The 25,515-nt window shown below is 62.0% G+C and carries 29 protein-coding genes and 3 tRNA genes; 20 read left to right on the top strand and 12 right to left on the bottom strand.

The window, feature by feature from the left end:
• Positions 1–47 precede the first annotated feature (47 nt).
• Positions 48–746 carry a corrinoid protein gene (locus tag RA25_RS06205; RefSeq protein ID WP_019297454.1) on the top strand — a complete coding sequence of 233 codons (699 nt, stop codon included), beginning with the start codon at positions 48–50 and terminating at the stop codon, positions 744–746.
• 1 nt (position 747) lies between these two features.
• Entirely contained in the window at positions 748–1,458 is a 711-nt protein-coding gene (locus RA25_RS06200) for a DUF1638 domain-containing protein (RefSeq protein ID WP_039145679.1), read from the top strand.
• Between the two features lie 60 nt (positions 1,459–1,518).
• Here RA25_RS06200 and RA25_RS06195 read toward each other — a convergent pair whose 3' ends face one another.
• Positions 1,519–1,929, bottom strand: coding sequence for a SufE family protein (locus RA25_RS06195; protein ID WP_019297452.1), 411 nt, complete (start codon positions 1,927–1,929; stop codon positions 1,519–1,521).
• A 134-nt stretch (positions 1,930–2,063) separates the two neighbouring features.
• Between RA25_RS06195 and RA25_RS06190 the strand changes: the two genes are divergently transcribed.
• Positions 2,064–2,573 carry a hypothetical protein gene (locus tag RA25_RS06190; RefSeq protein WP_039170755.1) on the top strand — a complete coding sequence of 170 codons (510 nt, stop codon included), beginning with the start codon at positions 2,064–2,066 and terminating at the stop codon, positions 2,571–2,573.
• 69 nt (positions 2,574–2,642) lie between these two features.
• On the opposite strand, the gene rnd is transcribed toward RA25_RS06190, so the two are convergent.
• On the bottom strand, positions 2,643–3,800 hold the full coding sequence (gene rnd, locus RA25_RS06185; protein ID WP_019297450.1) for a ribonuclease D: 1,158 nt from the start codon (positions 3,798–3,800) through the stop codon (positions 2,643–2,645).
• 231 nt (positions 3,801–4,031) lie between these two features.
• Here rnd and RA25_RS06180 point away from each other — a divergent pair, with 231 nt between their 5' ends.
• A complete protein-coding gene (locus RA25_RS06180) occupies positions 4,032–4,217 on the top strand; it encodes a hypothetical protein (RefSeq protein ID WP_039170752.1) in 186 nt (61 codons plus the stop codon).
• Here RA25_RS06180 and purN read toward each other — a convergent pair.
• The 3 genes from purN to RA25_RS06165 all read right to left on the bottom strand — a co-directional run bounded on the left by purN (position 4,214) and on the right by RA25_RS06165 (position 6,958).
• Positions 4,214–4,810, bottom strand: a complete 597-nt coding sequence (gene purN, locus RA25_RS06175; protein ID WP_039170749.1) for a phosphoribosylglycinamide formyltransferase — start codon at positions 4,808–4,810, stop codon at positions 4,214–4,216. The genes RA25_RS06180 and purN overlap by 4 nt on opposite strands.
• Entirely contained in the window at positions 4,807–5,853 is a 1,047-nt protein-coding gene (purM, locus tag RA25_RS06170; RefSeq protein ID WP_039171231.1) for a phosphoribosylformylglycinamidine cyclo-ligase, read from the bottom strand. Before purM ends, purN begins: the two co-directional genes overlap by 4 nt.
• A gap of 124 nt (positions 5,854–5,977) precedes the next feature.
• Positions 5,978–6,958: an MBL fold metallo-hydrolase gene (locus RA25_RS06165; RefSeq protein WP_039170745.1), complete on the bottom strand. Its 981-nt coding sequence runs from the start codon at positions 6,956–6,958 to the stop codon at positions 5,978–5,980.
• Between the two features lie 118 nt (positions 6,959–7,076).
• Between RA25_RS06165 and RA25_RS06160 the strand changes: the two genes are divergently transcribed.
• Together RA25_RS06160 and RA25_RS06155 are read left to right on the top strand one after the other, a co-directional pair.
• Positions 7,077–8,012, top strand: coding sequence for a LysR family transcriptional regulator (locus RA25_RS06160; protein WP_052254176.1), 936 nt, complete (start codon positions 7,077–7,079; stop codon positions 8,010–8,012).
• A gap of 37 nt (positions 8,013–8,049) precedes the next feature.
• Positions 8,050–8,125: transfer RNA gene (locus RA25_RS06155), tRNA-Ile, on the top strand.
• Positions 8,126–8,228: 103 nt separating this feature from the next.
• On the opposite strand, the gene RA25_RS23215 is transcribed toward RA25_RS06155, so the two are convergent.
• Both RA25_RS23215 and RA25_RS06145 read right to left on the bottom strand, forming a co-directional pair.
• Positions 8,229–8,615, bottom strand: coding sequence for a hypothetical protein (locus RA25_RS23215; RefSeq protein WP_241477372.1), 387 nt, complete (start codon positions 8,613–8,615; stop codon positions 8,229–8,231).
• Positions 8,616–8,932: 317 nt separating this feature from the next.
• A complete protein-coding gene (locus RA25_RS06145; RefSeq protein ID WP_039170740.1) occupies positions 8,933–9,196 on the bottom strand; it encodes a spike base protein, RCAP_Rcc01079 family in 264 nt (87 codons plus the stop codon).
• Positions 9,197–9,556: 360 nt separating this feature from the next.
• On the opposite strand from RA25_RS06145, the gene RA25_RS06140 reads away from it, so the two are divergent.
• Positions 9,557–10,741 carry a hypothetical protein gene (locus RA25_RS06140; RefSeq protein WP_019297442.1) on the top strand — a complete coding sequence of 395 codons (1,185 nt, stop codon included), beginning with the start codon at positions 9,557–9,559 and terminating at the stop codon, positions 10,739–10,741.
• Positions 10,742–10,848: 107 nt separating this feature from the next.
• Here the strand turns inward: RA25_RS06140 and RA25_RS06135 are convergent, their stop codons facing one another.
• Positions 10,849–12,168 carry an ATP-binding protein gene (locus RA25_RS06135; protein ID WP_039170736.1) on the bottom strand — a complete coding sequence of 440 codons (1,320 nt, stop codon included), beginning with the start codon at positions 12,166–12,168 and terminating at the stop codon, positions 10,849–10,851.
• Between the two features lie 73 nt (positions 12,169–12,241).
• On the opposite strand from RA25_RS06135, the gene RA25_RS06130 reads away from it, so the two are divergent.
• The 4 genes from RA25_RS06130 to RA25_RS06115 all read left to right on the top strand — a co-directional run bounded on the left by RA25_RS06130 (position 12,242) and on the right by RA25_RS06115 (position 14,358).
• Positions 12,242–13,159, top strand: a complete 918-nt coding sequence (locus RA25_RS06130; protein WP_039170734.1) for an MBL fold metallo-hydrolase — start codon at positions 12,242–12,244, stop codon at positions 13,157–13,159.
• Positions 13,160–13,228: 69 nt separating this feature from the next.
• Positions 13,229–13,303 (top strand) — tRNA-Asn (locus tag RA25_RS06125).
• A gap of 138 nt (positions 13,304–13,441) precedes the next feature.
• Positions 13,442–14,146 (top strand): GntR family transcriptional regulator, encoded by a 705-nt coding sequence (locus tag RA25_RS06120; RefSeq protein WP_039170730.1) that lies wholly within the window; start codon positions 13,442–13,444, stop codon positions 14,144–14,146.
• Between the two features lie 137 nt (positions 14,147–14,283).
• A tRNA-Asn gene (locus RA25_RS06115) sits at positions 14,284–14,358 on the top strand.
• A gap of 150 nt (positions 14,359–14,508) precedes the next feature.
• Here the strand turns inward: RA25_RS06115 and dmdD are convergent.
• Positions 14,509–15,315, bottom strand: a complete 807-nt coding sequence (gene dmdD, locus RA25_RS06110; protein ID WP_019298514.1) for a methylthioacryloyl-CoA hydratase — start codon at positions 15,313–15,315, stop codon at positions 14,509–14,511.
• A 56-nt stretch (positions 15,316–15,371) separates the two neighbouring features.
• Positions 15,372–17,126, bottom strand: coding sequence for an acyl-CoA dehydrogenase (locus RA25_RS06105; protein ID WP_039170729.1), 1,755 nt, complete (start codon positions 17,124–17,126; stop codon positions 15,372–15,374).
• Positions 17,127–17,238: 112 nt separating this feature from the next.
• Between RA25_RS06105 and RA25_RS06100 the strand changes: the two genes are divergently transcribed.
• Entirely contained in the window at positions 17,239–18,264 is a 1,026-nt protein-coding gene (locus RA25_RS06100; protein ID WP_039170724.1) for an AraC family transcriptional regulator, read from the top strand.
• Positions 18,265–18,278: 14 nt separating this feature from the next.
• Here RA25_RS06100 and RA25_RS06095 read toward each other — a convergent pair whose 3' ends face one another.
• The gene (locus RA25_RS06095) at positions 18,279–19,508 is read right to left on the bottom strand and encodes a cytochrome P450 (protein ID WP_039170722.1); all 1,230 of its coding nucleotides are present in this window, start codon (positions 19,506–19,508) and stop codon (positions 18,279–18,281) included.
• A gap of 161 nt (positions 19,509–19,669) precedes the next feature.
• On the opposite strand from RA25_RS06095, the gene RA25_RS06090 reads away from it, so the two are divergent.
• The 3 genes from RA25_RS06090 (at position 19,670) to RA25_RS06080 (ending at position 20,828) form a co-directional block, all read left to right on the top strand.
• Positions 19,670–20,017, top strand: coding sequence for a TfoX/Sxy family protein (locus tag RA25_RS06090; RefSeq protein ID WP_019298518.1), 348 nt, complete (start codon positions 19,670–19,672; stop codon positions 20,015–20,017).
• Between the two features lie 129 nt (positions 20,018–20,146).
• Positions 20,147–20,317: a YqaE/Pmp3 family membrane protein gene (locus tag RA25_RS22335; RefSeq protein WP_019298519.1), complete on the top strand. Its 171-nt coding sequence runs from the start codon at positions 20,147–20,149 to the stop codon at positions 20,315–20,317.
• A complete protein-coding gene (locus RA25_RS06080; protein ID WP_019298520.1) occupies positions 20,310–20,828 on the top strand; it encodes a DUF4112 domain-containing protein in 519 nt (172 codons plus the stop codon). The genes RA25_RS22335 and RA25_RS06080 overlap by 8 nt, the downstream gene beginning before the upstream one ends.
• Before the next feature lie 56 nt (positions 20,829–20,884).
• On the opposite strand, the gene ndk is transcribed toward RA25_RS06080, so the two are convergent.
• On the bottom strand, positions 20,885–21,307 hold the full coding sequence (ndk, locus tag RA25_RS06075; RefSeq protein ID WP_019298521.1) for a nucleoside-diphosphate kinase: 423 nt from the start codon (positions 21,305–21,307) through the stop codon (positions 20,885–20,887).
• A 201-nt stretch (positions 21,308–21,508) separates the two neighbouring features.
• Between ndk and RA25_RS06070 the strand changes: the two genes are divergently transcribed.
• The 5 genes from RA25_RS06070 to RA25_RS06050 all read left to right on the top strand — a co-directional run bounded on the left by RA25_RS06070 (position 21,509) and on the right by RA25_RS06050 (position 25,489).
• Entirely contained in the window at positions 21,509–21,784 is a 276-nt protein-coding gene (locus RA25_RS06070) for a hypothetical protein (protein ID WP_241477371.1), read from the top strand.
• Between the two features lie 81 nt (positions 21,785–21,865).
• A complete protein-coding gene (locus RA25_RS06065) occupies positions 21,866–23,713 on the top strand; it encodes an ABC-F family ATP-binding cassette domain-containing protein (protein WP_019298523.1) in 1,848 nt (615 codons plus the stop codon).
• Positions 23,710–24,330 carry a MarC family protein gene (locus RA25_RS06060; protein ID WP_019298524.1) on the top strand — a complete coding sequence of 207 codons (621 nt, stop codon included), beginning with the start codon at positions 23,710–23,712 and terminating at the stop codon, positions 24,328–24,330. The genes RA25_RS06065 and RA25_RS06060 overlap by 4 nt, the downstream gene beginning before the upstream one ends.
• Positions 24,331–24,374: 44 nt before the next feature.
• On the top strand, positions 24,375–24,956 hold the full coding sequence (locus RA25_RS06055; protein ID WP_039170720.1) for a retropepsin-like aspartic protease family protein: 582 nt from the start codon (positions 24,375–24,377) through the stop codon (positions 24,954–24,956).
• A 116-nt stretch (positions 24,957–25,072) separates the two neighbouring features.
• Complete coding sequence (locus RA25_RS06050) at positions 25,073–25,489, top strand: globin domain-containing protein (protein ID WP_039170717.1); 417 nt, start codon at positions 25,073–25,075, stop codon at positions 25,487–25,489.
• Positions 25,490–25,515: the final 26 nt, after the last annotated feature.

Here is a 25,515-nt window from a genome sequence, read left to right as displayed (position 1 = left end):
GAAATAGGCCAACACCGGGGATTCCCCCGTCAGCAAGGATTAGGCGCATGTCGGACGAAGAAGACATCATCCTCTCGGAACTCGATGACGAGGAACTTGTTCAGCAGATGTTTGACGACCTCTATGATGGTCTCAAAGAGGAAATCGAAGAAGGCGTGAACATCCTTCTCGAGCGCAAATGGACGCCCTACGACATCCTGACCAAGGCACTGGTTGGCGGCATGACCATCGTCGGCGCAGACTTCCGCGACGGCATCCTGTTCGTTCCCGAAGTGCTGCTGGCGGCAAACGCGATGAAGGGCGGCATGGCCATCCTGAAGCCGCTGCTGGCCGAAACCGGCGCCCCGCGCGTTGGCTCCATGGTCATCGGCACCGTCAAGGGCGACATCCACGACATCGGCAAGAACCTGGTGTCCATGATGATGGAAGGCGCGGGCTTCGAAGTTGTCGACATCGGCATCAACAACCCGGTCGAGAACTACCTGGAATCGCTGGAAGAGCACAAGCCGGACATCCTCGGCATGTCGGCTCTGCTGACCACCACCATGCCCTACATGAAGGTGGTGATTGACACCATGGTCGAGCAAGGGCTGCGCGACGACTACATCGTGCTGGTTGGCGGCGCGCCGCTGAACGAAGAGTTCGGCAAGGCAATCGGCGCCGACGGCTACTGCCGTGACGCAGCCGTGGCCGTGGAAATGGCCAAGGACTTCGTTGCGCGCAAGCACAACTCGATGAGCGCCTGATTTGGCACGCAAAGGACGTGCAGCCCGCTTGACAGAGCGGGCTGCCTTCCGCCCCCCCACCGGGCGGACGCTTGAGGAAAGCTCCCTCACCGAACAGGGCCTGGCCGCGCCCGAAAAGAAGACCGGCCGCATCCTGCTGATCGCCTGCGGCGCGCTGGCGCGCGAGATCCTTGCCATCAAGGACGCAAACGGCATGGATCACATCGACCTCACCTGCCTGCCTGCCAAACTGCACCTCTACCCGGAACAGATCGTTGACGCCGTTGACGGCGCCGTGGCCAAGCATTCAGCGGTCTATGACAAGATCTTCGTGGTTTATGCCGACTGCGGCACCGGCGGCGCGCTGGAGCGAAAATGCGCGGAGCTGGGCGTTGAGATGGTCGCAGGCCCGCATTGCTATTCCTTCTTTGAGGGTAATGAGACTTTTGCCCGCCACTCGGAAGAAGGAGAAATCACAGCCTTTTACCTCACCGATTTTCTGGTCAAGCAGTTCGACGCCTTTGTCTGGCGCCCGATGGGCCTGGACAAGAACCCGGAGCTGCGGGACATGGTGTTCGGCAATTACACCAAGCTGGTCTATCAGTCGCAGATAAGCGATCCAAAACTGGTGGAAAAGGCCCGCGAATGCGCAGACCGGATGGGCCTGGCGTTTGAACACCGCCACACCGGTTATGGCGACCTCGAAACCGCCATGACGAACTGGGCCAGGTAGCCCCTTTCATCTTTCCAGAAATACTCCGGGGAGCGCGAGGGGCCGGCCCCTCGCCCCGCTTCAGGCCTGCGCCATCGCTGTTTCGCGGACCCGCTCGATCATCGCCCGCAGACCGTTGGACCGTTGCGAGGACAGGTGTTCATTCAGCCCCAGCCGCCCCAGCTCTGCCTTGGCATCCACTGCCGCGACTTCGGCCACCGGCAGCCCGTTGTAGAGGCAGCGCAGCACCGCAATCAGGCCGCGTACAATCATCGCGTCACTGTCGCCGTCGAACCGGAACTCACCGCCCTCGATGGTGGCATGCAGCCACACCTGGCTGGCGCAGCCGTCGACCTTGGTCGCAGGCACCTTCAGCGCATCGTCCAGCGGTTCCATCGCCTTGCCGAGGTCGATCACATGGCGGTAGCGGTCCTCCCAGTCCTCCATGAACTCGAAGTCTTCCACGATCTCTTCAAAGGCGGCAGTGGCCATCGTCCGTCTATCCTCAAAACCCGCATCCGGTGCAGATCAGCACCTAAGCCCCTGCCCGCCCCTTTTCAACCGCTTTTCAAGCTGCAGCCAATCGGGTAATCCGTTGCAAAGACATTTTGAATGGGCGGGGACAGATGCATAAACCATTGGCTCTTACTTTGGCCTGCGCGCTGGTGCTTTCAGCGTGCGGCTGGCGGGATTCACGGCTGAACCCCTCCAACTGGTTTGGCAGCTCGGAACCGGCAGAGGTGGAAGTGGCGGAGAACGTCAATCCGCTGCTGCCGCAGGACAGCAATGCGCGCGGCATTTTTGCCAAGAAACCGCCCGAGGACAAAAGCGTCCTGATCAGCCGGATCGACAGCCTGGAGATTGAGCGGACCAGCACGGGCGCTATCATCCACGCTACCGGTGTCGCTGCGCGCCAGGGCGCATTTGACGTTGAACTGCGGCGGGTTGACGGCACCGAGGAAGGTGTCCTGACCTACGACTTCCGGATCGTGTATCCGGAACAGCCGACAATCACCGGCAGCGAGTTCAGCCGCACCCTGCGCGCCGCCCGAACCCTGTCGAACCAGGACCTGCAGGAGATCCGCCTGGTGCGGGTGAACGGCGAGACAAACGCGCGGGAAAGCCACCGACGCTAAGCCCTCCCCCAAAGAAGAAAACGCCCGCAGATGCGGGCGTTTTTTTGGGTTGTTACACTGGCCGGGCAGTCAGAGTTCAACCACCTTCACGTCCTGCCCCTTGGCAGCCAGACCGATCTTGCCCTCGCACAGCCGCAGCGCATCGGCGCCGAAGACCTCGCGCCGCCAGCCGCTGAGCGCCGGCACATCGCGCAGACCCGCGGCAATCGCATCCAGATCCGCACTGGGGGCGATCAGCTTGGCCGCCACCCCCTCTGCCTCGGTCTTGGCCTTCAGCAGCACCCGCAGCAGATCCGCCAGCGCCGGGTTCACCTGCAGCTTCTCCTTGCTGCGGTCCATCTTCGGGTGCTTCTCTGCCGGGCAGGCAACGCCCTTGGCCACGGCCTCCAGAATACCCTCGGCAATCGCGCCCTTGCGCGCCTCGCGCAGCAGCAGACGGGAGCCGCCCAGATCCCCCGGGTTGCGCGGCTTGGTTGAGGCCAGCTCGACCAGCGCATCATCCTTGAACACCCGGTTGCGCGGCACGTTGTTGGACTGCGCATAGGTCTCGCGGAAGGCTGCCAGTTCGCGCACTACGGCCAGGAACTTACCGGAGTTGGTGCGGGTTTTCACCCGCTTCCAGGCATCCTGGGGCTGAATGTCATAAGTCGCAGGATCGGTCAGCACCTGCAGTTCCTCGGTCACCCAATGAGCGCGGCCGCTTTTGTCCAGTTCCGCGGCAAGGAACTCGTAAATCTTGCGCAGATGGGTCACATCCGCCAGCGCATAGGTTTTCTGCGCCTCGCTTAAGGGACGGCGCGACCAGTCGGTAAAGCGCGAGGTCTTGTCCAGCCCCTGCTTGACGATCTTGCGCACCAGCGTCTCATAGCCGGCCTGCTCGCCAAAGCCGCAGACCATCGCCGCAACCTGGGTGTCGAACAGCGGCTTCGGAAAGACCTGCGCGTCGACCCAGAAGATCTCCAGATCCTGGCGCGCGGCGTGGAACACTTTGACCACATTCTCGTTGCGGAACAGCTCATACAGCGGCTCCAGCGAGATGCCATCGGCCAGCGGATCAACCAGAACCGCGTCGTTCTCCCCATCCCCGGCAAAGGCCAGCTGGATCAGGCAGAGCTTGGAGTAATAGGTCCGTTCGCGCAGAAACTCGGTATCCACCGTGACATAGGCGTGCTGCGCTGCAGCTTCGCAGAAGGCCTGCAGTTCTTCGGTAGAGGTCAGAGTTTTCATCAATTACGGCTTTTTCATTATCAGTAAGACCGGGCCGTGATACGCGCTTGTCCCGGCCAATGCAAACAGGTGCGAGGCCGGGCAAAGATTTCTGCCAGCGGTGCTGTGGCCGCCAGCACACGGGCACCACATGAGTTCACATCTTGTGATGCGACCCCTTTCAAACATTCATTTTCATTATGAATGCCGTGCTCCTAGATTGGGGATACACCCGTCACAGGAGGACTAACGATGACCATACTTGATCTTTCCCCCGCCAAAACCGGTGGTTTCACGCTGTCCCGAGGATTGATTCCGGTGCTTGCGGCAGCCTTGCTGTTGGCGCTGATCGGCCTGCCCGCACTGATGGCGCCGGAACAGCAAGCCGAACAGCTGGACTGGCGCGGAAACAGCGCGGCTGTGCAGGAAACCCGTTAAGGCAGCAGAACCGGCGTCTTGTCGCCCGCGGCAAAGCGGCGCAGCACCGCCGGATAGAGCTTGTGCTCCTGCTCCAGCACCCGCGCGGCCAGCGCGTCCGGCGTATCACCTGCCAGCACCGGCACCCGCGCCTGACCCAGAATGGGGCCGTCATCCAGCAGCGGTGTTACCTCATGAACGGTGCAGCCATGCTCTGCGTCGCCCGCTTCCAGCGCGCGCGCATGGGTGTGCAGCCCTTTGTATTTCGGCAGCAAGGAGGGGTGGATGTTCAGCATCCGCCCCTCGAATTGCGAGACGAACCCTGCAGTCAGCACCCGCATGAAACCGGCCAGGCAGACGATGTCCGCACCGGCCTCAAAAATCGGTTTCACGAGCTCGGTCTCAAACGCCTCGCGGTCGCCCTTGAACGGGCGGTGATCCACCACTGCAGTTGCAACACCAGCCGCAGCGGCCTTGGCCAGCCCGCCGGCATCGGCGTTGTTGGACAGAACCAGGCAGGGCCGCGCCGGGTGATCGCCGGTCATGCTCTCCAGCAGCGACACCATGTTGGAGCCGCCGCCGGATATCAGGATCGCGACCTTCTTATGGCTCACAGCAGCTTGCCCGAATAGCGCATGCCGGCACCTGCAGTGACGGAGCCCAGGCGGGCGACAGTCTCGCCTTCCGCTTCCAGAACTTTAGCCAGCTCGTCAGCGCGGTCCGCGGAAACGGACAGGATCATGCCGATGCCGCAGTTGAAGGTTTTCAGCATCTCCGCTTCGGCAATGCCGCCGGTCTCGGCCATCCATTTGAACACGGGCGGCAGGTCCCAGGCGTTCAGGTCGATATCGGCGCCCAGATCCTCGGGCAGCACCCGCGGCAGGTTCTCAGTCAACCCGCCGCCGGTGATATGGGCCAGCGCATGCACGCCCCCTGCCCGCACTGCGGCCAGGCACTGCTTCACATACAGACGTGTCGGGGTCAGCAGCGCCGCGCCCAGGGTGCCTTCGCCGAACGGGCAGTCCGCGTCCCAGCCCAGGCCGGAAACGTCAACCAGCTTGCGCACCAGCGAATAGCCGTTGGAGTGCACGCCGTCAGACGCCAGCCCCAGCAGCACGTCGCCCTCAGCCACGCCCTCAGGCAGCGCGGTGCCGCGCTCCATGGCGCCCACGGCAAAGCCCGCGAGGTCAAAATCTCCTTCCGGGTACATGCCCGGCATTTCCGCGGTCTCGCCGCCGATCAGCGCGCAGCCGGAGCGCACGCACCCCTCGGCGATGCCTTCGATGATGCGGGCAGCGACGTCAGTTTCCAGCTTGCCGGTTGCAAAATAGTCGAGGAAGAACAGCGGCTCAGCGCCCTGGCAGACCAGGTCATTGACGCACATCGCCACCAGGTCGATGCCAACACCGTCCACCACACCGGTGTCGATGGCGATCCGCAGTTTGGTGCCGACACCATCGGTGGCGCCAACCAGTATCGGATCGTTGTAGCCTGCAGCCTTCAGATCAAACAGCGCGCCGAACCCGCCCAGCCCGCTGGCCACGCCGGGGCGGTTTGTGCGCTTGGCGGCCGGCTTGATCCGGTCAACCAGGGCGTTGCCCGCATCAATGTCCACACCTGCATCTGCATAGGTCAGGCCGTTCTTGCCGCTGGTCATCATTTGGCTCCTTCAAATCGGTTGCGCAGCCTTTAGCGCAAGGCGCATCAGAAGGGAACTAGGGAATCTGCTGCGCCATCCCCGACAGCGCAGCAGAGCGGTTTTCACGACAGGAATGCCGGTCTCAAATCCCGAATTGCCAGGGCGCTGCCTGATACGCAAAGGCCTCTCCCTGCCGCAGCACCCGGCCCAGCGCCGGAAAGTCCAGATGCGCGCCGGTAACCAGCAGGTTGTCAGCCGCCGCCCGGTCCATCATCTTGCGCCGGGTCTGGGCGGTCTGGGCCGGATCGGTATCAAAGGCGATGGTCCAGTCCGGCAGCGCAAACTGCAGCGCGGCGCTGTGAATCAGATCGCCCCAGAACAGCAGCCCCTCGCTGCCGGTATCCAGCATGAACCCGGTGTGGCCCGGCGTATGGCCCGGCAGCTCCACCGCGGTGAAACCGGGCGCGGCCTCGCCCTCCCCCTGCAGCAGTTGCAGGCGGTCGGCATATGGCGCGACGGATCGGCGGGCCATCTCAAAGAAGCCGCGGCTGCTTTCCGGCACACCGGCCATGATGGCATCGTCATGCCAGAAGTCCCATTCCCGCTGCGCAACCACCAGTTCGGCATTGCCAAAGGCCGCGGCACCGTCCGGCGTGATCAGCCCGCCGGAATGATCCGGGTGGATATGGGTCAAAAGTACAGTATCAATACTTTCCGGCGCAACGCCTGCCGCTGCTAGTCCGGCGCCCAGCGCCCCCAGGCCCGGCCCCATCAATTGCGCCGTGCCGGTGTCGATCAGCAGCTTCTTCCCGCCGCGCTCCACCAGGTAGCCATTGACCGGGATCTGCAGGGCATCGTTCTGCAGCCGGTGCAGACCCTGTGCCAGCACCGCTTCCGCCTTGGCAGCATCGTAGTCATTGAACAACTGGGTTCCCAGCGGCAGATGGCCATCCAGCAGCACCGTAATCCTGGCATCCCCAAGGCTGAAGGGGTGGATGACAGGGCCAGCCGCCGCTGAACCCTCAGCCGCCCAAGCCCAATTGCTGCCAGCGAGCCCGCTTGCCAGTGCCGCCGCCGGAGCCGCTGCCAGCCCGCTCAGAAATGCCCTGCGATTGATTGTCATAAGAAACTCCAATATCTGTTTCAGGAAATATTCCCGTGCACCGGACTTAAGGCCGCATTTTCGCAGCTTACAGCCCGGCAGAACCGATAACGGCTATTAGCAACCCTTATAGGCCCCCATGGACAAGCTGACCCTGCTGGAGACATTCACCATCGCCCTCGATGAAGGCAGCCTGAACCGTACTGCCCAGCGCCGCGGTATTACCCAGTCTGCAGTCAGCCAGCAGATCAAGCAACTGGAGGCGCTGATGGGCCAGCAGTTGCTGCACCGCACCGCCAAGGGCATTCACGCCACCCGCGCGGGCGACCTGGTTTTCAGCCATGCGCAGACCCTGCTGTCCGGCTACAACCGCATGACAGCCGAAGTGGACGCGCTGGAAGGCAGCGTCTCCGGCACCTTCCGGATCAGCGTGAACTCCTTTCTCGGGCGCAGTGTGATCGGGCCGATGCTGCTGGACCTGAACCGAGAGCACCCGGATCTGAACATCGTGATGCGGCTGGAGGACCGGCTGGTCGATGTCGTGCGCGAGGGGTTCGACCTGGCGATCCGCACCGGGCGGCTGGGCGACACCGACGGCTTCGGGCGCAAGATCTCCACCCTGGAAACGGTTCTGTTTGCCACCCCGGACTATCTGGACCGCGAAGGCAGGCCACAAACGCCGGAGGAGCTGAAACGGCTCAAGTTTATTCAGCACCACGAGGATCAGACCCGCGGGTTCTTTCCATTGCGCCGCGGCGGTCAGGAGTATCCTGCGCCGGTGCAGGTCGGCTTCACCGCCGACGATCCGGACCTTATCATGCATGCCGTCAGCAGCGGATCGGGGTATACCCGTGCACCCCGCTTCATGGTCGAAGAACAACTGGCCAGCGGTGAGTATGAGCAGGTTCTGCCCGGATATGAGGCGCCATTAAAAGACGTGTTTGCTGTCTATCCCTCGCGCCGCACGCCGGACCGGCGCCGGGATTTGACTATTGAGCACACAGTTGCCCGGCTGGAATCCCTGCTCGGGGCCCAGAGCACGGAAACGCCCTTGGCCTCTGCAATCACCGCTTGACCTTCTCCGCTTCATTTCCTAACCACATTTTCATGGCGGGCCTGTAGCTCAACGGTTAGAGCAGAGCGCTCATAACGCTTTGGTTGCAGGTTCGAATCCTGCCGGGCCTACCACGTCATCCGCCTGCAGCCTCTCTGTACCCGGTACAGTTTTCACCCCTAATCCGCGGCAGGCGGCAGCCTCGCTGGCCGGCATCGGCAGCACATCCCGAAACGCCTACCCAATGCCCCAACCCTCTTTCAAATAGCGGACATTGCGGCCGGCTGCTTCTGCATCCATTGTTTCCGAATAAGCCAGCACCTCGCACACGGGCCCGCGCCACGCCCGGTTGATCCCATTGTTGCGCCCACCAATGGCAGCCAGCGCAAAAGGGGTTGCGGATTTGATATGCACGACCGACAGCGGCAACGGCAGCAATGTGGTGGTTGCTGCACCGCCGTTCAGATGGATTGTCATCCCCGGCGGCAGAGAGGGTGTGAAAACGCCAGGGTTGCCCTCATGGCCCATAACGCGGTTGGCGCTGCTGGCATCAAGACCTGCGAGATCGGTGATCAGCGTGTTATATGTGTCAAACGCCCCCCGCGTGCCATCGGCATAGGCCATGACTGCAAACACTTCCTTGACGAGCGCGTCCGTTGCAAGCGCCAATCCGCTGGCATTTGCCGCATCCGGCCAGACCAGCGCCGGGCGCCCGCCGGCCAAAGGTTCTGAAGCCGCGTACACCGGTCCCCCGCCGGACAGCTTGCCGAGGCTGGCGCCGCCGGGAACAAGGTTGCCGACGGCAGTGACCTCCTCCCCTGCCCCGCGTGTGATGGTTCCTGCCGCCTTGGCACTGTACCACCCGATCAGGCCCGCACTGGCAGGGCGGGTTGTGCCCCCCTGCAGTGCCGTGCCGGTAACGGATAACCCCAGCCCAAGCATCAGTACCACCCCGCGACAAATGCCGTTGTGCCGGTTGCTTCGATGCCAACCGCCGAGAACCCGATGGTTTCTCCGGCCGTGACCGCATAGGTCATCACTGTTCCAGCCTCATCGCGCATGGCAAGATCGCCGGAGGCCAGCACCCGCAGGACCCTGGGTCTGACAGGCAGATCCACTCCGTCCTGCGGGGTAATGGACAGATGGTGGGTGGCCGGGCTTTCCAGGCCGCGGCAGAAACTGGTGAATGGATCAATCTGAGGCATGTGGTAACTCCCAGGCAGGTTGCGCTCATGGACTGCTTCCCCTGAGCCAGAGAGATACACAGAAAAAACGAAGATACGGAAAACCGGGCGTGCGCTGATTGGTGGTCCGGCGCAACACCCTGCGTCCAGTCTGCGGAGCGCAGCCTGATGCATCGGGCCAGGCGGCGCCAAGCCATAGAAACTTGCAGGATCACGCCATTCTCAGGCCGCCTTCACCCGGCTGTAAGCTTTTTGCTTTCACAATCCCCGCCGTCCGGTAGGGTGGCGTCAGAGCAGGGCAAATTACTTGTTCCGTAGCGATTTCGATACTGTTTTCAGGCGCCGCCCCCGCCGCAAGATTATTTAAGAGGCATCAGGAATATGGCGACAGAAAAGCTCACCATCATCAAAGCTGACGTGAAAAATGAGGTCACCAAGAAGGTGAAGCCCAAATTTGTTCAGCTCGGCAACATGAACTTCACCGCCACCGTCGAGGTCGACAAGAGCGTTGCCAAGGAACTCGACACCGACGCCCGCTTTGTCGCCAAGCTGTATGATGATGCCACCAAAGAATACAAAAAGCTGCTGAACGAATGCTGCCTTCGGGTGGATGCAGCGAACAATCTGGGTTCGGTGATGCCGCTGAGCGACAAGGAATGCAAAGAGCTGGACGCCGATATCAAGAAGATCTTTGCCAAATACGAAAAGTCGATTGAACAGGTCGCGACCAAGCATTTCGACAAGTGGAAACAGGCCAACAAGGACCGGAAGAAGTACCGCATCAAAGTGGTCAGTGCGATTGTGCTCGGCAGCGCCTGTGCGATCGGCTCCACTGCCTCGCTGGCGGCGGGTGCGGTGACCGGCGGTGTTTCCATTGCCGCCAGCATCTATGGCATTGCGCAAAGCATCGTTTCAGTGGCGCGCGCGGTGCAGAAAGTGACCTCCGACATCGTCAAGATCCACGGTGAGCTGGAGAAGGCGCTGAAACAGCTGGTTTCGGCCTATGAAAAACAGTCCAAGGCCAAGGTGAAGGCCAAGGAGATCGGCAAGGAGTTTCTGGCTGATTTTCTGATGATCGAAACCGCGGGTTTCAACCGGGTCGATAAGCATCTGGAAACCTACAAGGCCAAGCTCAAGAACATCGACCTGGAAATCGCCGCACTGGGCAAGGAACTGAACAAGCTTCTCGACAAGCAGAGCAAGCTCGACAAGGAGATCGAGAAGAAACTGGGCAAGATGGCCAAGGACCGCGGTTACAAGAGCAAGAAGCTGGATGGGCTGTTTGCTGCCATGGAGGCCACGCGCAAGGAAACCGCCAAGCTGATCAAGAGCATCGAAGCCTATCACGTCAGCATCAAGCCAGCCGAGAAGTTCCGTGACAACTCGCAAAAGGCCGTCGACGCCCTGCGCCACAAGGACCCGGTGTGGGCCAAATGGGTGATCTGGGTCGGCAGCCTGGGCCTCAGCACCGCGGTGACCAGCATTGCCTCCGGCGGCGAGAACCTGGTCAAGGCTGCTTCGGCGATTGAGACCGGCTTTAACACGCTATCCAAGGAGTTGGCCTGACGGCCAGCTGCGCGGCTGATGGCAGGAGCACCGGCCTGAAAAGCCAAGAGAAAATGATGCTGGCGGTCCCGTTAGGGGCCGCCAGATCTGTTTCTGCACGGGCCGTGTCAGCGGGCGATGACGATATCCGCCTTGAGCCCGCCCAGATCGGCACTTTCGCCCAGCCGCAGGGTGCCGCCGTGGGCGCGTGCGGTATCCGCCACGATCGCCAGCCCCAGCCCGACTCCAGAGCCCCGGTTCTGATTGCGCGCCGGATCCAGCCGGGTGAAAGGCCGCACCGCGTCGCCGCGCTGTTCTGCCGGGATGCCTGGCCCGTCGTCCTCAACCCTGATCCGCATGGATTTGTCGGTCACCGCAACGGAAACCCTTGCGCAGGAGCCATAGCGAACCGCATTGGAAATCAGGTTGGATACCGCCCGCTGCATCGGCTGGCGGCGCAGCATCACCTCCCCCTCGCCGGTCATCTCGCCCAATGTCACCTGCTGCTCCTGGCGCTGCCAATCGCTGATGATCCCGCGCACCAGCTCTTGCGGGTCCACCGGCTCTGGCTCGCTGACCGCCGCGCCGCGGGAGAAATCCAGGAACGCGTCCAGCAGCGCCTGCATTTCGTCGACGTCGCGCAGCATTGGGGCTGCATCCTCCTCGTCCAGCATCGCCAGTTCCAGCTTCATCCGGGTCAGCGGCGTGCGCAGATCATGGCTCACCCCGGACAGCATCAGGGTACGCTGCTCAATCTGGCGTTCAATGCGGGCACGCATGTCCAGAAAGGCGCTGCCCGCGGCCCGCACCTCTGTCGCGCCGGAGGGTGAGTACGGCATTGCCCGGCCGCGCCCGAATGCCTCAGCCGCGTTGGCCAGCCGTTTGATCGGACGCAGCTGGTTGCGCATGTAGAGGAAGGAGATCATCATCATGAAAAAGCCGAACAGCAGCATTGTGACAATCAACTGGTGCGGCGCTGCGGCAGTCAGCCTGCGGCGGTCAAAGCTCAACTCCATCAGCCCGTGTGAAGTGCCGAAATAGATCTGCACCATCCGGTCCGGCAGGAACCGCGCCGCCAGAAACCCGGGAAAGGTCTTTTGCATCTCCTCGCGCACCACCCGGCCGGAAAACTCGATCAGGCTGAATTCATCCTCCGGCAGCGGCGCACCGGGCGGCAGAAACTGCGCCTGCATCTGCAAGGGCTTCAGTACCGGAGCGATCTGGACCAGCGCCGTCTCCTGGTCCGGTGCTGCATCCGCGATCTGGCGCAACAGCTCCATCTCGCGCTGGATGGTTGCGGTCATCTGCACCGTCACGTCCTCCAGGTCGCGCTTGATGAACACAACAGAGATCACGATCTGCAGCGCCACGATCGGCACCACCAGGATCAGGGCCGCCCGGGCATAAAGGCTGCGCGGCATATATCGTTTGAGCCATTGGAAGAACATGGGCTAAGCCTATAGGGCGCCGGGGAAAGAGGGAAGATTGCCCGGGCCGGGAAATCATCAATGAGGCAGGACCATGCAGGCACCGGACGACTTCAACCCGCAACCCGGACTGGCCGAGGAGCTGGAGCCGGGTCTGCGCTGCATCCTGGCGCCGAATCCGTCGCCGATGACCTACCGCGGCACCAACACCTATCTCTTGGGCACCGGCGGGCTTGCGGTGATCGACCCGGGGCCGGAGTCTGGCGCGCACCTTGCCGCTATCCTTGCGGCAGTGCAGCCCAGCCAGCAGATCACCCATATCATTGTCACCCACAGCCATTTGGACCATTCGCCGCTGGCCCGCGGCCTGAGTCAGGCCACCGGCGCGCCGGTCTATGCCTTTGGCGGGCCGCAGGCAGGCCGCAGCGCCGTCATGTCTCGTTTGGCAAAGGAAGGGCTGGCAGGCGGCGGCGAGGGCATCGACAGGCAATTCGCCCCCGATATCACGGTGGGTGATGCAGAAGTCATCAGCGGCGACGGCTGGGAATTGGAAGTGATCCACACCCCCGGCCACCTGGGCAACCACATAGCCCTGGCCTGGAACGACGCCTGCTTTACCGCCGATCACGTTATGGGCTGGGCCAGTTCGCTGGTGTCGCCGCCGGATGGCGACCTGACCGATTTCATGGCGTCCAGCCGCCGCCTGCGGCAGCGCAACTGGCGGGTCTTTCATGCGGGCCACGGTGCGCCCATTCATAATCCGCAAGAACGGCTCGACTGGCTGATTGCCCACAGGGAATCGCGCGAAACCGCCATTCTGGCTGCTTTGGCCCAAGCGCCGGCCACCGCCCGCAGCCTGGCGGAGCAAATATACACCGACACCCCGCCTGCCTTGCTGAAGGCCGCGGAGCGCAACGTCTTTGCCCATCTGGTGGACCTCACAGGCCGTGGCATGGCAGAGCCTCAAGGCGCCCTGTCGACATCGTCGGTCTTTGAGTTTTCGAAGGGCTGAATTTTTTCAAAAAAGTGCCCACTGCCCTCTGGACGCCCATTTGCGGGAACGCTATACGGCACGGACCGTTCCGGCGTAGCTCAGCGGTAGAGCAGTTGACTGTTAATCAATTGGTCGTAGGTTCGATCCCTACCGCCGGAGCCATAATAAGCCCTCAAGCCTCAACCGCTTGAGGGCTTTTTTGCATTTACAGACTCCAGCTGCTGCCCTTCGGCGGTTGCACGCTTTCCAAGCTCATTATGTCTATATATATAAGCAATAAGAAAATTTATTGGAGGCAGCATGGCCGCACCCCGTGCAAACATGAGCTACCGCGATATCAAGCAGGTCGTGCTGGACCGGATTCACAACAAGATCTGGGCGCCGGACAGCCTGCTGCCCAGCGAAACCGACCTCGCCGAAGAATTTTCAAGCACCCGCACAACCGTCAACAGGGCGCTGCGGGAGCTGGCGGAAGAGGGCTACCTGGAGCGCAAGCGCAAAGCCGGCACCAGAGTCCTGAATTCACCGGTCAGAAAAGCACAGTTTGCGATTCCGCTGGTCCGCGATGAGATCTCGGAAACAGGGGCAGAATACCGGTATGCTCTTGTCGAGCGCGCGGTCAAGCCTGCGCCGGGCTGGCTGTCGGCCAGGATGAACATCCCGCAAGGCCGCGAAGTGCTGCACCTCAGATGCATGCATTATGCCGACAACACGCCGTTTCAGTATGAAGTCCGCTGGATCGTGCCCGACAGCATTCCAGAGGTTCTGGAGGCGGATTTCTCCCGCTCCGGCCCCAATGACTGGCTTGTGCAAAAGGTGCCATTCACCAATCTGGAGCTGAGTTTTCTGGCCACCAAGGCCGACCAGTCCGTTGCCGAATTTCTCGACACCCAGGCCGGCGATCCGATCTTTACTGCCGAACGCATTACATGGCTGCGCGGCGAGCCGGTGACGCTGGCCAAGCTGTTCTTTGCACCGGGGTACAGGATGACAACCCACCTTTGAAATGGAAACAAATGGGGGACCGGCATCGCCCTCGCGGCGTCCGCCGGAGCGAAGCCAGGCGCAGCGAAAAAAATTGCTGCCGGATGAGAATTTCCTCTGGACGCCGCAGGCCGGAAATCCTATACGACGCCACATGTTCCGGCGTAGCTCAGCGGTAGAGCAGTTGACTGTTAATCAATTGGTCGTAGGTTCGATCCCTACCGCCGGAGCCAAAGAATTCAAGGGCTTAGCGATCACTCGCTAGGCCCTTTTCTTTTGCGCTTCAAACAGGCCGGGCAGCCGCCGCACTGGCTGGAGCCCCGGGAACAATGCTTTTTGGCGCCGCCAGGCTGCCCCTGCCACTGGCGGCGCGCATCGAAGAATTAGCTGTTGGGACGCACCCGGGCAGCGGTCTTGTTGGCAAAGGCCTCCAGCCGTTCCCGGGCTGCGGGCTGGGTGTTCACCACGCCCGCCACCACTGCTTCGGCATAAGCCGCATCCATGCCGGACATATTGTTCAGATGGCTGATTGCCGAACAGATCGCATAGTTGGTCAGCGGCAGGTTTTCGGCAATCTTGTCCGCAAGCTCCAGCGCTTTGTCGAAGCTGGAACCTTCGGTGATGTATTGCGCCAGGCCTAGATCGACGGCCTCCTGCCCCTGATAGACGCGGCCGGTCAGAATCATGTCGATCATCCGGTATTTCCCGATCATATCAGAGACCCGGATGGTGGCGCCGCCGCCAGTGAAGATACCGCGCTGGCCCTCGGGAAGCGCGAAATAGGTGCTCTGGTCAATTACCCGGATATGGGCGGCGCTGGCCAGTTCCAGCCCGCCGCCGACAACCGCGCCCTGCAGCGCGGCGATAACCGGAACGCCGCCGTATTCCATCTTGTTGAAGGCTTCATGCCAGCGCAGGCACACATGCATGAAATCGTCAGGGCTGCGGTCAGCCTTCCAATGCTCGACCAGATCGAGCCCTGCGCAGAAGTGGTCGCCCTTGCCTGCCAGCACCACGGCCTTCACGCCATTGCGGTGGGCATTGCTGAAGAAGGTGACCAGCTCCTCGATTGTGGCGGTATCCAGCGCGTTGCGCTTGGTGGGGCGGTTCAGCCGGACGATGCTGACGCCATTGTCTTGCTGTTCGATTTCAAGGTTTTCATAAGATTGCGTATTTGCCGCTTGGGTCATGGAGTTGGCCCTTTCTTAGTTTTCCAGCACAGAGCCGTGCCGCTAGTGTTAAGTATTCAAAAGTTGACTGCGGCATCGCCCAGGCTGGTACTGCCTTCGGTGATACGCAAGTGTTCGGCGCCGCATTCCACCAGGATGTGCTGCGCATAGAAGACTGCCGTAGCGATCTTCTGCGTCATGAAGGCAGTTTCCTCGTTCTGCTCCAGCTTGGTGCTGGCCGCCAGGACGGACCGGCCCAGCTGCCAGGCGGCGGCGAGGTTGCCGGTCAGCATCAGGAACGGCACGCTGCCGCCATAGGCCGCGTTGGGGTCCTTGCCGGCAGTTTCCAGCAGCCAGGCCAGACTGACCTCAAACATCTGGCGCGCCTCACTCAGCCGTTTTGCCACGGCCTGCGCCTGGGCATTGCCACCCTGCAGCGATTGTTCGGTTTCCTGCACCAGCCCTGCAAAGCGGCGGGCAGTTGCGCCGCCGTCCCGCAGCACCTTGCGGCCCAGAAGGTCGTTGGCCTGGATAGCCGTTGTGCCCTCATAGATCGGCAGGATCCGCGCGTCGCGGTAGAACTGGGCAACACCAGTCTCCTCGATGAAGCCCATGCCGCCGTGCACCTGCACCCCAAGGGAAGTGACTTCCAGAGACCGCTCGGTGCAGAAGGCCTTGACCAGCGGCACCAGGAATTCGGCCATTTCCTCAGCGTCGGAACTGCCCTGCTTGGCCAGGTCCAGCCAGCCCGCAGTGGCAATCGCCAGCGCCCGCCCGCCTTCGGTCAGCGCCCGCATCCGCAGCAGCATCCGCTGCACGTCCGGGTGGCGGATGATCGGCGCGGCATCTTTGGTGCTGCCATCCACCGGGCGGCTTTGCACGCGGTCCTGTGCGTATTGCAGCGCATGCTGACAGGCGCGTTCCGACACAGCAACACCCTGCACACCCACGGCAAAGCGGGCGGCGCGCATCATCACGAACATATACTCCAGCCCGCGGTTCTCCTCGCCGACCAGGAAACCGGTCGCGCCATCGTATTCCAGCACGGCGGTCGGGCTGGCCCGGACGCCCAGCTTGTGTTCCAGGCTAACACAGGTGACTGCGTTGCGGCCGCCCAGCGTGCCGTCTTCCTCCACCAGGAACTTAGGCACAATGAACAGGCTGAGCCCCTTGGGGCCAGCCGGCGCATTCGGGGTTCGGGCCAGCACCAGGTGAATGATGTTCTCCGTCAGCCCGTGCTCACCATAGGTGATGAAGATCTTGGTGCCGGAGACCGCAAAAGTGCCATCCCCCGCCGGTTCCGCCTTGCAGCGCACCCGCCCCAGATCGCTGCCTGCTTGCGGCTCGGTCAGGTTCATGGTGCCGGACCACTGGCCGGAAATCATCCGCTCCAGGTATTTCTGCTTCTGCGCATCCGATCCGGTCAGCAGCAGTGCCTCCACCGCGCCATCGGTCAGCAGCGGGCACAGGCCAAAGCTGAGGTCCGAAGCATTCAAAATCTCGGTCGCAGCCGCTGCAGCCGCCCGCGGCAGGCCCATGCCGCCGAACTCTTCCGGGTGCGGCAGGCTTTGCCAGCCCATTTCAGCGAACTGCGCATAGGCTTGCGTATAGGCCTCAGGCAAAACGGCTTCTGCCCCGTCCAGCCGCGCACCCGTTTCATCCCCAACTCGGGACAACGGCGCAACGATGTCCGAGCAGAAGCGTCCCAGCGCCTCTAGCGCAGCGCCAACATCTTCCAGTTCGATCCCACCGCCAGCAGCACCTGCTTCCGGCTCGGGTGGCAGGTGTTCAATGTTGAACATGATGTCGCGAATGGGCGCCTGGTAGGTCATTTCCGTGGCTCCGGATTATTGTTCCTTCATGCCAGATACGCGTTGCAATGGTGCTATTCCACGTTCATTACAGACAAAATCCTTTCAAAAAATGACAAGAATCGCATTCACGATGCAGATCCCTCCGCCAGATTCCTCTAGCCTTGCAACAGTGTCACCGCAGTTTGCCGGAGACTGGCTGCACGCGCTGCGCAAATGCAGCGAGGAAGGACAACTGGCGACTTTCCTGCAACGGGCCGGGCTGCATCTGGCGGAGGGGCAACTGACCCATCGGGTCACGCTGGATCAGATCGTACGGCTTTATCAGATTGCCGCAGTTGAAACCGGGGACGAGATGACGGGCCTCTGGAGCCGGCCGGTAAGGCCCAGGGCCTTGCAGCATCTGCTGACAACCGTGCGCGAAGCCAGCACGCTGCCCGCCGCCTTGCACCGGTTTTCCACGTTCTGGAACCTGCTGCTGGACGACTACCGGGTCGGCCTGACTGAGGATACCACCAGCACCGGCCTGCAACTGGTGCCCCAAGGCAGCCAGCCTGCGCAGCGGTTCGGGCACATGCTGATCCTGAAACTGGCGCACGGGCTGCTGTCGTGGCTTGCTGGATATGAAGTGCCGGTCCGCGCTGTGCAGTTCGCCTTTGAACGCCCCGCGTTTGCCCAGGACTATGCGGTCATCTTCCCTGCCCCTGTCAGCTTTGGTGCGCAGTGGTCCGCGATCGACTTCGACACCGGCTCCGCTGGATTGCCCGGCCACCGCAGCAATGCAGAGCTGAACGACTTTCTGGCCCGGGCGCCTCGCGACTGGATTTTCACCGGGTTCCGCGAACACACCCAGTCGCTGAAAGTACGGGAATTCCTGTACCGGAGCAGCTGGGAGAATTGTCATCTTGCGGACGCAGCAAGAGCGCTAAGCGTCACCCCGCGCACGCTGATGCGCCGACTGGATGCTGAGGACACGTCTTTTCAGGCCATCAAGGACGGGCTGCGCCGCGACCTGGCAATACGCGACCTGCAATCCGGCCTGAAAAGCATCGAGGAAATCTCGCAGGACACCGGGTTTTCCTCCGCCGCCAACTTTCACCGCGCCTTCCGCCGCTGGACCGGCGCACCGCCGAGCGCCTACAGGTCAGCGGCAATCTGAGTGCAGCCGTCCCCTCACCCCAGCGCCGCGGGCAAGCGCGCATAGCCGCGAAACCGGATCCGTCCGCCCGGCACTCTCCCGGGCAAAATGCGGTAGTACGGAAACCGGCGCAGCAGGCGCTCGATGGCAATCTTGCCCTCCAGCCGGGCCAGCGTCAGCCCGACACAGACATGCGGACCGCCAGCAAAGGCCAGGTGCCGGTTCGGTGTACGGGCGATGTCAAATTCCGCAGGGTTTTCAAACACGCCCGGATCGCGGTTCGCCGCCCCGATCACCAGATGCAGGTTGGTCGCAGCAGGCACCCGGATACCGCCGATCTCCGCCTCTGCGGTAGTTTCCCTATTGCCCAGCTGGTTCGGAGAGCGGAACCGCAGTACCTCCTCCACCGCGGGCTTTATCAGCTCCGGTTCTTCCAGCAAGCGCCGCCGTTGCTCTGGATGGTCGTTCAGCAGCGCCAGCCCGTTGCCGATCAGGTTCGTGGTGGTCTCATGACCTGCATTCAGGATGAAAATGCAATTCTGGATCAGCTCGATCTCACTAAGGGTCCCGTCTGCCCCCTCGCCCCGGATCAGCCGGGTCAGCACATCGGTCTCAATGTCGCCCGGTCTGGCCCGCCGCCGTGCGATCAGGTCTTGCAGGTAGTCCTTGAATTCCTCCACTGCGCGGTGCCCCGCCGCCAGTTGGGCCTCGCTCAGCGCAGGCTCCAGCGCGCCGAGGATCGCCAGCGACCAATCCCGCAAGGGCGCCCGTTCCCCCAGTGGAACATCCAGCAGATTGCCGATGATCTGGATCGGAATGGAGGCAGCGAAATCCCCTATCAGATCCACCTCGCCGCTTCCCGCCATAGAGTTCAGCAAATGGTCGACGGTTTCAATCAGCCCCGGCTCCATCCTGGAAATCGCCCGCGGTGTCAGGGCAGAGGTCATGATCTTGCGCACCCGCGTGTGCAAGGGCGGGTCGGAGAACACAAGCGAGGTGGTGTGATGCTCAAACAGCGGCGAACCCGCGCCGTATTTGGGTGCAAAGACGCGTTTTTTGTCCGAGGAAAACAAAGTGGTATCACGGTAGATCCTGTCCAGATCCGCATGGCGGCAGACCAGCAAGGACCCGTCCGGCTGCGGCAGCACCGGAGCATCGCGCAACAAGGCATCGTAGTAGGGGAAGGGATCCGCAATAAACCCCTCTGGCGGGTTCGCCAGGTCAAATCCCTCAACGCTCACAGGCCTGTACGCTGCATTGCTCATCCTTCGCCCTCCTGCCGGTTGCTCCGGTAGCGTTTCCGCAGCAAATGAGACTGTCAATCACCCATTCCGGCGCGGAACCCAGCGTCAAAGTGCCGGATAACAATGACAACGATGCAAGATTTCCGCGTGACAACAGAAGATCGCGCAGATAGAAACAAACCGTGAACACAGCCATCTCCTCCATCCGCAACCTCGGCCCCGCCTACGAGGAAGCCTGCCACCGCGCAGGTATCACCTCCGCCGAAGAGCTGCGCGCGATTGGTGCCGATGCAGCCTATGCCAAGCTGTTGCAAACCGGCACCCGGCCGCATTTCATCGGCTACTACGTGCTGGTGATGGCCTTGCAGGGGCGGCCCTGGAATGACTGCAAGGGAAAAGAAAAAGAAGAGCTGCGCAAACGCTTTGATGCGATCAAGGCAGAGACGCGCCCGCAGCACAGCTCCAAACTGCTGGCGGAACTGGACGCCATCGGCGTGCGTGCAACGCCTGCGGATTTGAAGACGCTCTAACCCCCCGGGCGGGGCCAGGGTCAGGTGATTGCAAGGCCGCGAAAAACCAGCCAGCTGGCAAGACTGCAACCTTTTCCAGTGCTGCAGCGTTGTGTCTCCAAGGACAGTCGCAACCAAGGGAGATCCGGCATGGACCTGATCCGCATCATTTTCGCAGTCATTTTGCCGCCGCTGGGCGTGTTCCTGCAGGTGGGCCTGGGCAAGCATTTCTGGCTGAACATTCTGCTCACGCTTCTTGGCTACATCCCCGGCATCGTTCACGCGGTCTGGATTATTGCAAGGACGCCGCGCCATGCCTGAACTGCCGGAATATCAGCAAAAGCGGTTGCTGAAACTTGAGCGCCTTGCCCATCGTATGGACCGCGCCTTCCGCGTTCCGGTTATTGGGGTGAGGATAGGCTGGGACAGCATCGCAGGCCTGGTGCCAGGCATCGGCGACGCGTTTGCCCTGCTGCCTGCCGGCTACCTCCTCTACTCCGGATACCGCATGGGCGCCTCCGCCCCGGTGCTGGCCCGGATGGCCGCCAACTCAGGCATCGACGCGCTGATCGGCGCGGTGCCGCTGCTGGGTGACCTGTTTGATGCGGCCTGGAAGTCCAACACCCGTAATGCAGCGCTGCTCCGCCAGCACCTCGAGGACCGGGCAGGCAGGCGTGAACCATTGCCGAAACGCCTGGGACGGAGAAAGTTTTCCAGCCTGAGCGCTCCGCGGGAGCTGCGGGCGTCCCCGGCCTACGCCGCCAGACCGGCCCGGCAACAAAATCAGCCGGGGATCCGCCAGCACCCGCTGGGCAGGCCGTTTTCACAATAAAAGAAGGGCTGCAACCCGGAGGTTGCAGCCCTTCTAGATCCGGATAAGCCTGTGGCTTAGCCGACCAGCTCGAGGCCGGAGAAGAAGTAGGCGATTTCAACCGCTGCGGTTTCCGGTGCGTCGGAACCGTGAACGGAGTTTTCACCAACCGATTCAGCGAACTCAGCGCGGATGGTGCCGGCCGCGGCGTCTGCCGGGTTGGTGGCGCCCATGACTTCGCGGTTCTTCGCGATGGCATTCTCGCCTTCCAGAACCTGTGCAACGATCGGCGCGGAAGCCATGAATTCGCACAGTTCGTCGTAGAACGGACGCTCGGCGTGCACCTTGTAGAACTCGCCCGCTTGCGCTTTGGTCAGGTGGATGCGCTTCTGCGCCACGACGCGCAGGCCAGCTTCTTCAAACTTGGCGTTGATTGCGCCGGTCAGGTTGCGGCGGGTTGCATCGGGCTTGATGATCGAGAAAGTGCGTTCCAGTGCCATGGGGCAGACTCCTGTGCTGAAAAGCCGGACGTCATGCCCGGCCCGTTACGAATTGCCGCCCCGATAGCATGGCTCTGTGACAGGATAAAGAGGGGATTGCGCAGCTTTGACGCAGCTGCTGCTTCGGGGTTGCAATTACCTGATTGTTTTTGTCAGATACCACAGCGCGAACAGGGTTGAAACTTGAAACAAGGTTGAATGATGAAACCTGCATTTGCTCTGATCGCCTGCCTCGCAGCCGCCCCGGCGGTTGCCGCTGAAACTGCCATGTCAATGACATACGGCCTTTTCGAAACTGCTATCGCCCACACGGATCTGGACAGCTGTCCGGCGCAGCTCGCCAAACCGGACACCTTCTGCCGCGCCACCCTGAGCCATGACGAGATCCACGTCTTTGCTTTCAGCCGTGATGGTGAGAGCCCGCTGGTCGGATTTGCATCCTACTCCTTCGATGAACTGGCCCGGCATCTGAAATAGCAGCTCATGATGGGGCTGCCAGCCGCCGCCAGCTCCCCTCCCCCATTGACAACACCGCAGCACTGCCGCAGTGCTCGGTTCATGTTACGTATCAGCGATATTTCCTATGCGGTCGAAGGCCGCCTCCTGTTCGATGGCGCCAGCGCCACGATCCCCACCGGACACAAAGTCGGATTGGTCGGCCGCAATGGCACCGGCAAGACAACGCTGTTCCGGCTGATACGCAATGAGCTGTCGCTGGAATCCGGCAGCATTTCCCTGCCCAGCCGGGCGCGGATCGGCGGGGTGGCACAGGAAGCCCCCGCCTCGGACGTGTCGCTGATCGACACGGTGCTGGCGGCCGATACCGAACGTGCCGAGCTGATGGCGGAGGCGGAAACCGCACAGGATCCGGGGCGGATCGCGGAAATCCAAACCCGCCTTGCGGACATTGACGCCTGGTCGGCCGAGGCCCGTGCTGCCTCCATCCTCAAAGGGCTCGGGTTTGACTACGAGGCCCAGCAGCGCCCCTGCTCCGACTTCTCAGGCGGCTGGCGGATGCGCGTCGCACTGGCGTCGGTGTTGTTCTCCCAGCCCGATCTGCTGCTGCTGGACGAACCGACCAACTATCTGGACCTCGAAGGCGCGCTGTGGCTTGAAGCCTATTTGGTGAAATACCCGCACACCGTGATCATCATCAGCCACGACCGTGAACTGCTGAACCGCTCGGTGAACGGCATTCTGCACCTCGAAGACCTGGGCCTGACATTCTATTCCGGCAACTATGACCAGTTCGCCCGCCAGCGCGCAGCCAACCGCGCCAATCAGGCCGCCCTGGCCAAGAAACAGGACGCCCGCCGCGCCCATCTGCAGGCCTTTGTGGACCGGTTCAAGGCCAAGGCCAGCAAGGCAAAACAGGCGCAAAGCCGGGTGAAGATGCTGGAGAAGATGGAAACCATCCGCGCGCCCGAAGACGCCGCACGCACCGTGTTCACCTTCCCCGAACCGGAGGAGCTGTCGCCGCCGATCATCGCCACCGAGGGGGCATCGGTCGGCTATGACGGCACCACGATCCTCAGCCGGCTGGATCTGCGCATCGACCAGGACGACCGCATCGCGCTGCTGGGCAAGAACGGCGAGGGCAAATCCACCCTCTCCAAGATGCTGTCGGGACGCCTGGACGTGATGACGGGACGGATGACCCAGTCCAGCAAGCTGCGGATCGGCTTTTTCGCCCAGCACCAGGTGGATGAGCTGCACATCGACGAAACACCGCTGCAGCATCTGCAGCGCGAACGCCCCGACGAGGGCCAGGCCCGGCTGCGCGCCCGGCTGGCCGGTTTTGGCCTTGGCGCGGATCAGGCTGATACCGCGGTAGGCCGTCTCTCCGGCGGCCAGAAGGCACGCCTGTCGCTGCTGCTGGCCACCCTGCCCGCGCCGCATCTGCTGATCCTTGACGAACCGACCAACCACCTGGACATCGAAAGCCGCGAGGCTTTGGTTGAGGCGCTGACAGCCTACTCCGGCGCAGTTATTCTGGTCAGCCACGACATGCACCTTCTCAGCCTGGTGGCGGACCGCCTGTGGCTGGTGTCCGGCGGCACTGTAAAGCCGTTTGAGGGCGACCTGCCCGCCTACCGCGACCTGCTGCTGACACGCGACAAACCAGCGGGCAAACCCAAGGCAGACAAGCCCAAGCGCCCTTCCCGCGACGCTATCCTGGCCCTGCGCGCCGAGGTCCGCAAAGGTGAGGCACGGCTCGAAAAAGTCAGCGAGATGCGGGACAAGCTGGCCCAGAAGCTGGCAGACCCCGCGCTGTACGAAGAAGGCCGCAAGGATGAGGCTGTTGTCTGGCAGCGCAAATATGCCGAAGTGATGGAAGCGCAGGACCGCGCCGAGGATCTTTGGATGAAGGCAGTTGAGAAACTGGAAAAAGCCGAGGCACAATGATCGACACTGCATTTCTGATCACCTCTTTTGTTACCTTGTTCGTCATCGTCGACCCGATCGGCCTGACACCGGTTTTCATTGCCCTGACCCAGGGCATGTCCTCCTCCCGCCGCCGCTCCATAGCACTGCGGGCAACAATTACGGCTGCGGTCCTGCTGGCGATCTTTGCTGGATTTGGCGAAGCAGTGCTGGGTTTCATCGGCATTTCAATGCCCGCTTTCCGGGTGGCTGGCGGCGTCCTGCTGTTCCTGACCGCCCTCGACATGCTGTTCGAACGCCGCAACAAGCGGCGCGAGGACCGCAGCGAGGAAGATGACTTCGACGATCCTTCGGTCTTTCCGCTGGCAATCCCGCTGATGGCTGGCCCCGGCTCCATCGCCACGGTGATCCTGCTGACCGGCCAGCAGCCCGGTTTCGCGGGCTTCGCCATGGTCATGGGCGTGGTGATCGCGGTGCTGGCGATCCTCTTGGTGATGTGCCTGTTCTCCGGCCTGTTCGAACGGATGCTGGGCAAGACAGGGATCACTGTTGTCACCCGCCTTCTGGGCATGCTTCTGGCGGCACTTTCGGTGCAGTTCGTTCTGGACGGCCTGCGCGACTTCGGTTTCGCCGGCTAGTATAACGTCCCGCAGCACCTACATTATATCCAGGAGGTGAGCGCATGGGCGAATATGAAATCGGACGGTTTATCTATCTGATCATCCTTCTGGTTGCGGTCGGGTCCTGGGTCTTTGTCCAGAACCGTCAAAGCCTCGGCAAGACGATGCAGATGTTTGCCGTCTGGGGCTTTATTTTCCTTGGCGTGATCGCCTCATACGGGCTGTGGGAGGACATCCGGCAGACCGTCCGGCCGCAGCAAAGCGTGGCGATGGATGCCGGCCGGGTCGAGGTGCCGCGCTCTCCTGACGGCCATTACTACCTGACGCTTGAAGTGAACGGCGCGCCAGTCGAGTTTCTGGTCGATACCGGCGCCAGCCAGGTGGTGCTGAATGAGCGCGACGCGCAAAGCGCAGGCATTGATACCGGCAACCTCGCCTATCTCGGCCGTGCCAGCACCGCCAATGGCGAAGTGCGCACCGCCTCTGTCTGGGTGGATGAGATTTCGCTGGGCGGCATCACCGACACGGATCTGCGCGTTTGGGTCAATCAGGGCGAACTGGATCAATCTTTGCTGGGCATGGGCTACCTGCAGCGCTGGTCCAGCATCGAGATCCGCAATGGTGCGCTGGTACTGACACGCTAACCGCCGCGTGCCACGCATCCCTGTCGTGTGCAATGTATTGAGGCGGATCAAGGAACTGCGTCTGCATGACCCTTAGATTGGAAGCCAGAAAACCAATCAGAGAGGAGCAAGCCGCCGTGACAGATGACGAGCTCAAGCAACTGCAGCAAAGCTACACCAAGCTGAAGGAAGAAACCGGCAGATCGCCAGCCTATTTCTATGACGCGCTGTTCCGGCATGCGCCTGAGTTGCGCAAGCTGTTCCGCGAAGACCTGGAAGGCCAGGGCATGAAATTCATGACCACACTGGGCGTGATAATTGCCAGGCTGAATGATGAGAGCGCTGTAGCCCCGCAATTTCAGCAGCTCGGCAAAACACATGCGTCTCTTGGCGTCCTCACTGACCATTTCGCCCCAATGGAAGAGGCGCTGATCGACACCCTGCGCCATGCGCTCGGCAAGGAAATGACCCTTGAGCTGGAGGCGCTGTGGCGTTCGGCCTTCAAGGAAATTTCCGTCAAGATGATCGAACGCGGCGAAATTCCGGGTCACTGACCCGCGCAACTGAACTGCACCACGGC

It is taken from the genome of Leisingera sp. ANG-S5, assembly GCF_000813925.1.
In the GTDB taxonomy this organism is placed as follows: domain Bacteria; phylum Pseudomonadota; class Alphaproteobacteria; order Rhodobacterales; family Rhodobacteraceae; genus Leisingera.
This window is presented reverse-complemented; position numbering and strand designations above follow the sequence as displayed.

Coding starts and splice junctions, on each gene's coding strand:
- RA25_RS06205 (WP_019297454.1), top strand. CDS start 48: ATGTCGGACGAAGAAGACATCATCCTCTCGGAACTCGATGACGAGGAA.
- RA25_RS06195 (WP_019297452.1), bottom strand. CDS start 1,929: ATGGCCACTGCCGCCTTTGAAGAGATCGTGGAAGACTTCGAGTTCATG.
- RA25_RS06190 (WP_039170755.1), top strand. CDS start 2,064: ATGCATAAACCATTGGCTCTTACTTTGGCCTGCGCGCTGGTGCTTTCA.
- rnd (WP_019297450.1), bottom strand. CDS start 3,800: ATGAAAACTCTGACCTCTACCGAAGAACTGCAGGCCTTCTGCGAAGCT.
- RA25_RS06180 (WP_039170752.1), top strand. CDS start 4,032: ATGACCATACTTGATCTTTCCCCCGCCAAAACCGGTGGTTTCACGCTG.
- purM (WP_039171231.1), bottom strand. CDS start 5,853: ATGACCAGCGGCAAGAACGGCCTGACCTATGCAGATGCAGGTGTGGAC.
- RA25_RS06165 (WP_039170745.1), bottom strand. CDS start 6,958: ATGACAATCAATCGCAGGGCATTTCTGAGCGGGCTGGCAGCGGCTCCG.
- RA25_RS06160 (WP_052254176.1), top strand. CDS start 7,077: ATGGACAAGCTGACCCTGCTGGAGACATTCACCATCGCCCTCGATGAA.
- RA25_RS23215 (WP_241477372.1), bottom strand. CDS start 8,615: ATGGCCTATGCCGATGGCACGCGGGGGGCGTTTGACACATATAACACG.
- RA25_RS06145 (WP_039170740.1), bottom strand. CDS start 9,196: ATGCCTCAGATTGATCCATTCACCAGTTTCTGCCGCGGCCTGGAAAGC.
- RA25_RS06140 (WP_019297442.1), top strand. CDS start 9,557: ATGGCGACAGAAAAGCTCACCATCATCAAAGCTGACGTGAAAAATGAG.
- RA25_RS06135 (WP_039170736.1), bottom strand. CDS start 12,168: ATGTTCTTCCAATGGCTCAAACGATATATGCCGCGCAGCCTTTATGCC.
- RA25_RS06130 (WP_039170734.1), top strand. CDS start 12,242: ATGCAGGCACCGGACGACTTCAACCCGCAACCCGGACTGGCCGAGGAG.
- RA25_RS06120 (WP_039170730.1), top strand. CDS start 13,442: ATGGCCGCACCCCGTGCAAACATGAGCTACCGCGATATCAAGCAGGTC.
- dmdD (WP_019298514.1), bottom strand. CDS start 15,315: ATGACCCAAGCGGCAAATACGCAATCTTATGAAAACCTTGAAATCGAA.
- RA25_RS06105 (WP_039170729.1), bottom strand. CDS start 17,126: ATGACCTACCAGGCGCCCATTCGCGACATCATGTTCAACATTGAACAC.
- RA25_RS06100 (WP_039170724.1), top strand. CDS start 17,239: ATGCAGATCCCTCCGCCAGATTCCTCTAGCCTTGCAACAGTGTCACCG.
- RA25_RS06095 (WP_039170722.1), bottom strand. CDS start 19,508: ATGAGCAATGCAGCGTACAGGCCTGTGAGCGTTGAGGGATTTGACCTG.
- RA25_RS22335 (WP_019298519.1), top strand. CDS start 20,147: ATGGACCTGATCCGCATCATTTTCGCAGTCATTTTGCCGCCGCTGGGC.
- RA25_RS06080 (WP_019298520.1), top strand. CDS start 20,310: ATGCCTGAACTGCCGGAATATCAGCAAAAGCGGTTGCTGAAACTTGAG.
- ndk (WP_019298521.1), bottom strand. CDS start 21,307: ATGGCACTGGAACGCACTTTCTCGATCATCAAGCCCGATGCAACCCGC.
- RA25_RS06070 (WP_241477371.1), top strand. CDS start 21,509: ATGAAACCTGCATTTGCTCTGATCGCCTGCCTCGCAGCCGCCCCGGCG.
- RA25_RS06065 (WP_019298523.1), top strand. CDS start 21,866: ATGTTACGTATCAGCGATATTTCCTATGCGGTCGAAGGCCGCCTCCTG.
- RA25_RS06060 (WP_019298524.1), top strand. CDS start 23,710: ATGATCGACACTGCATTTCTGATCACCTCTTTTGTTACCTTGTTCGTC.
- RA25_RS06055 (WP_039170720.1), top strand. CDS start 24,375: ATGGGCGAATATGAAATCGGACGGTTTATCTATCTGATCATCCTTCTG.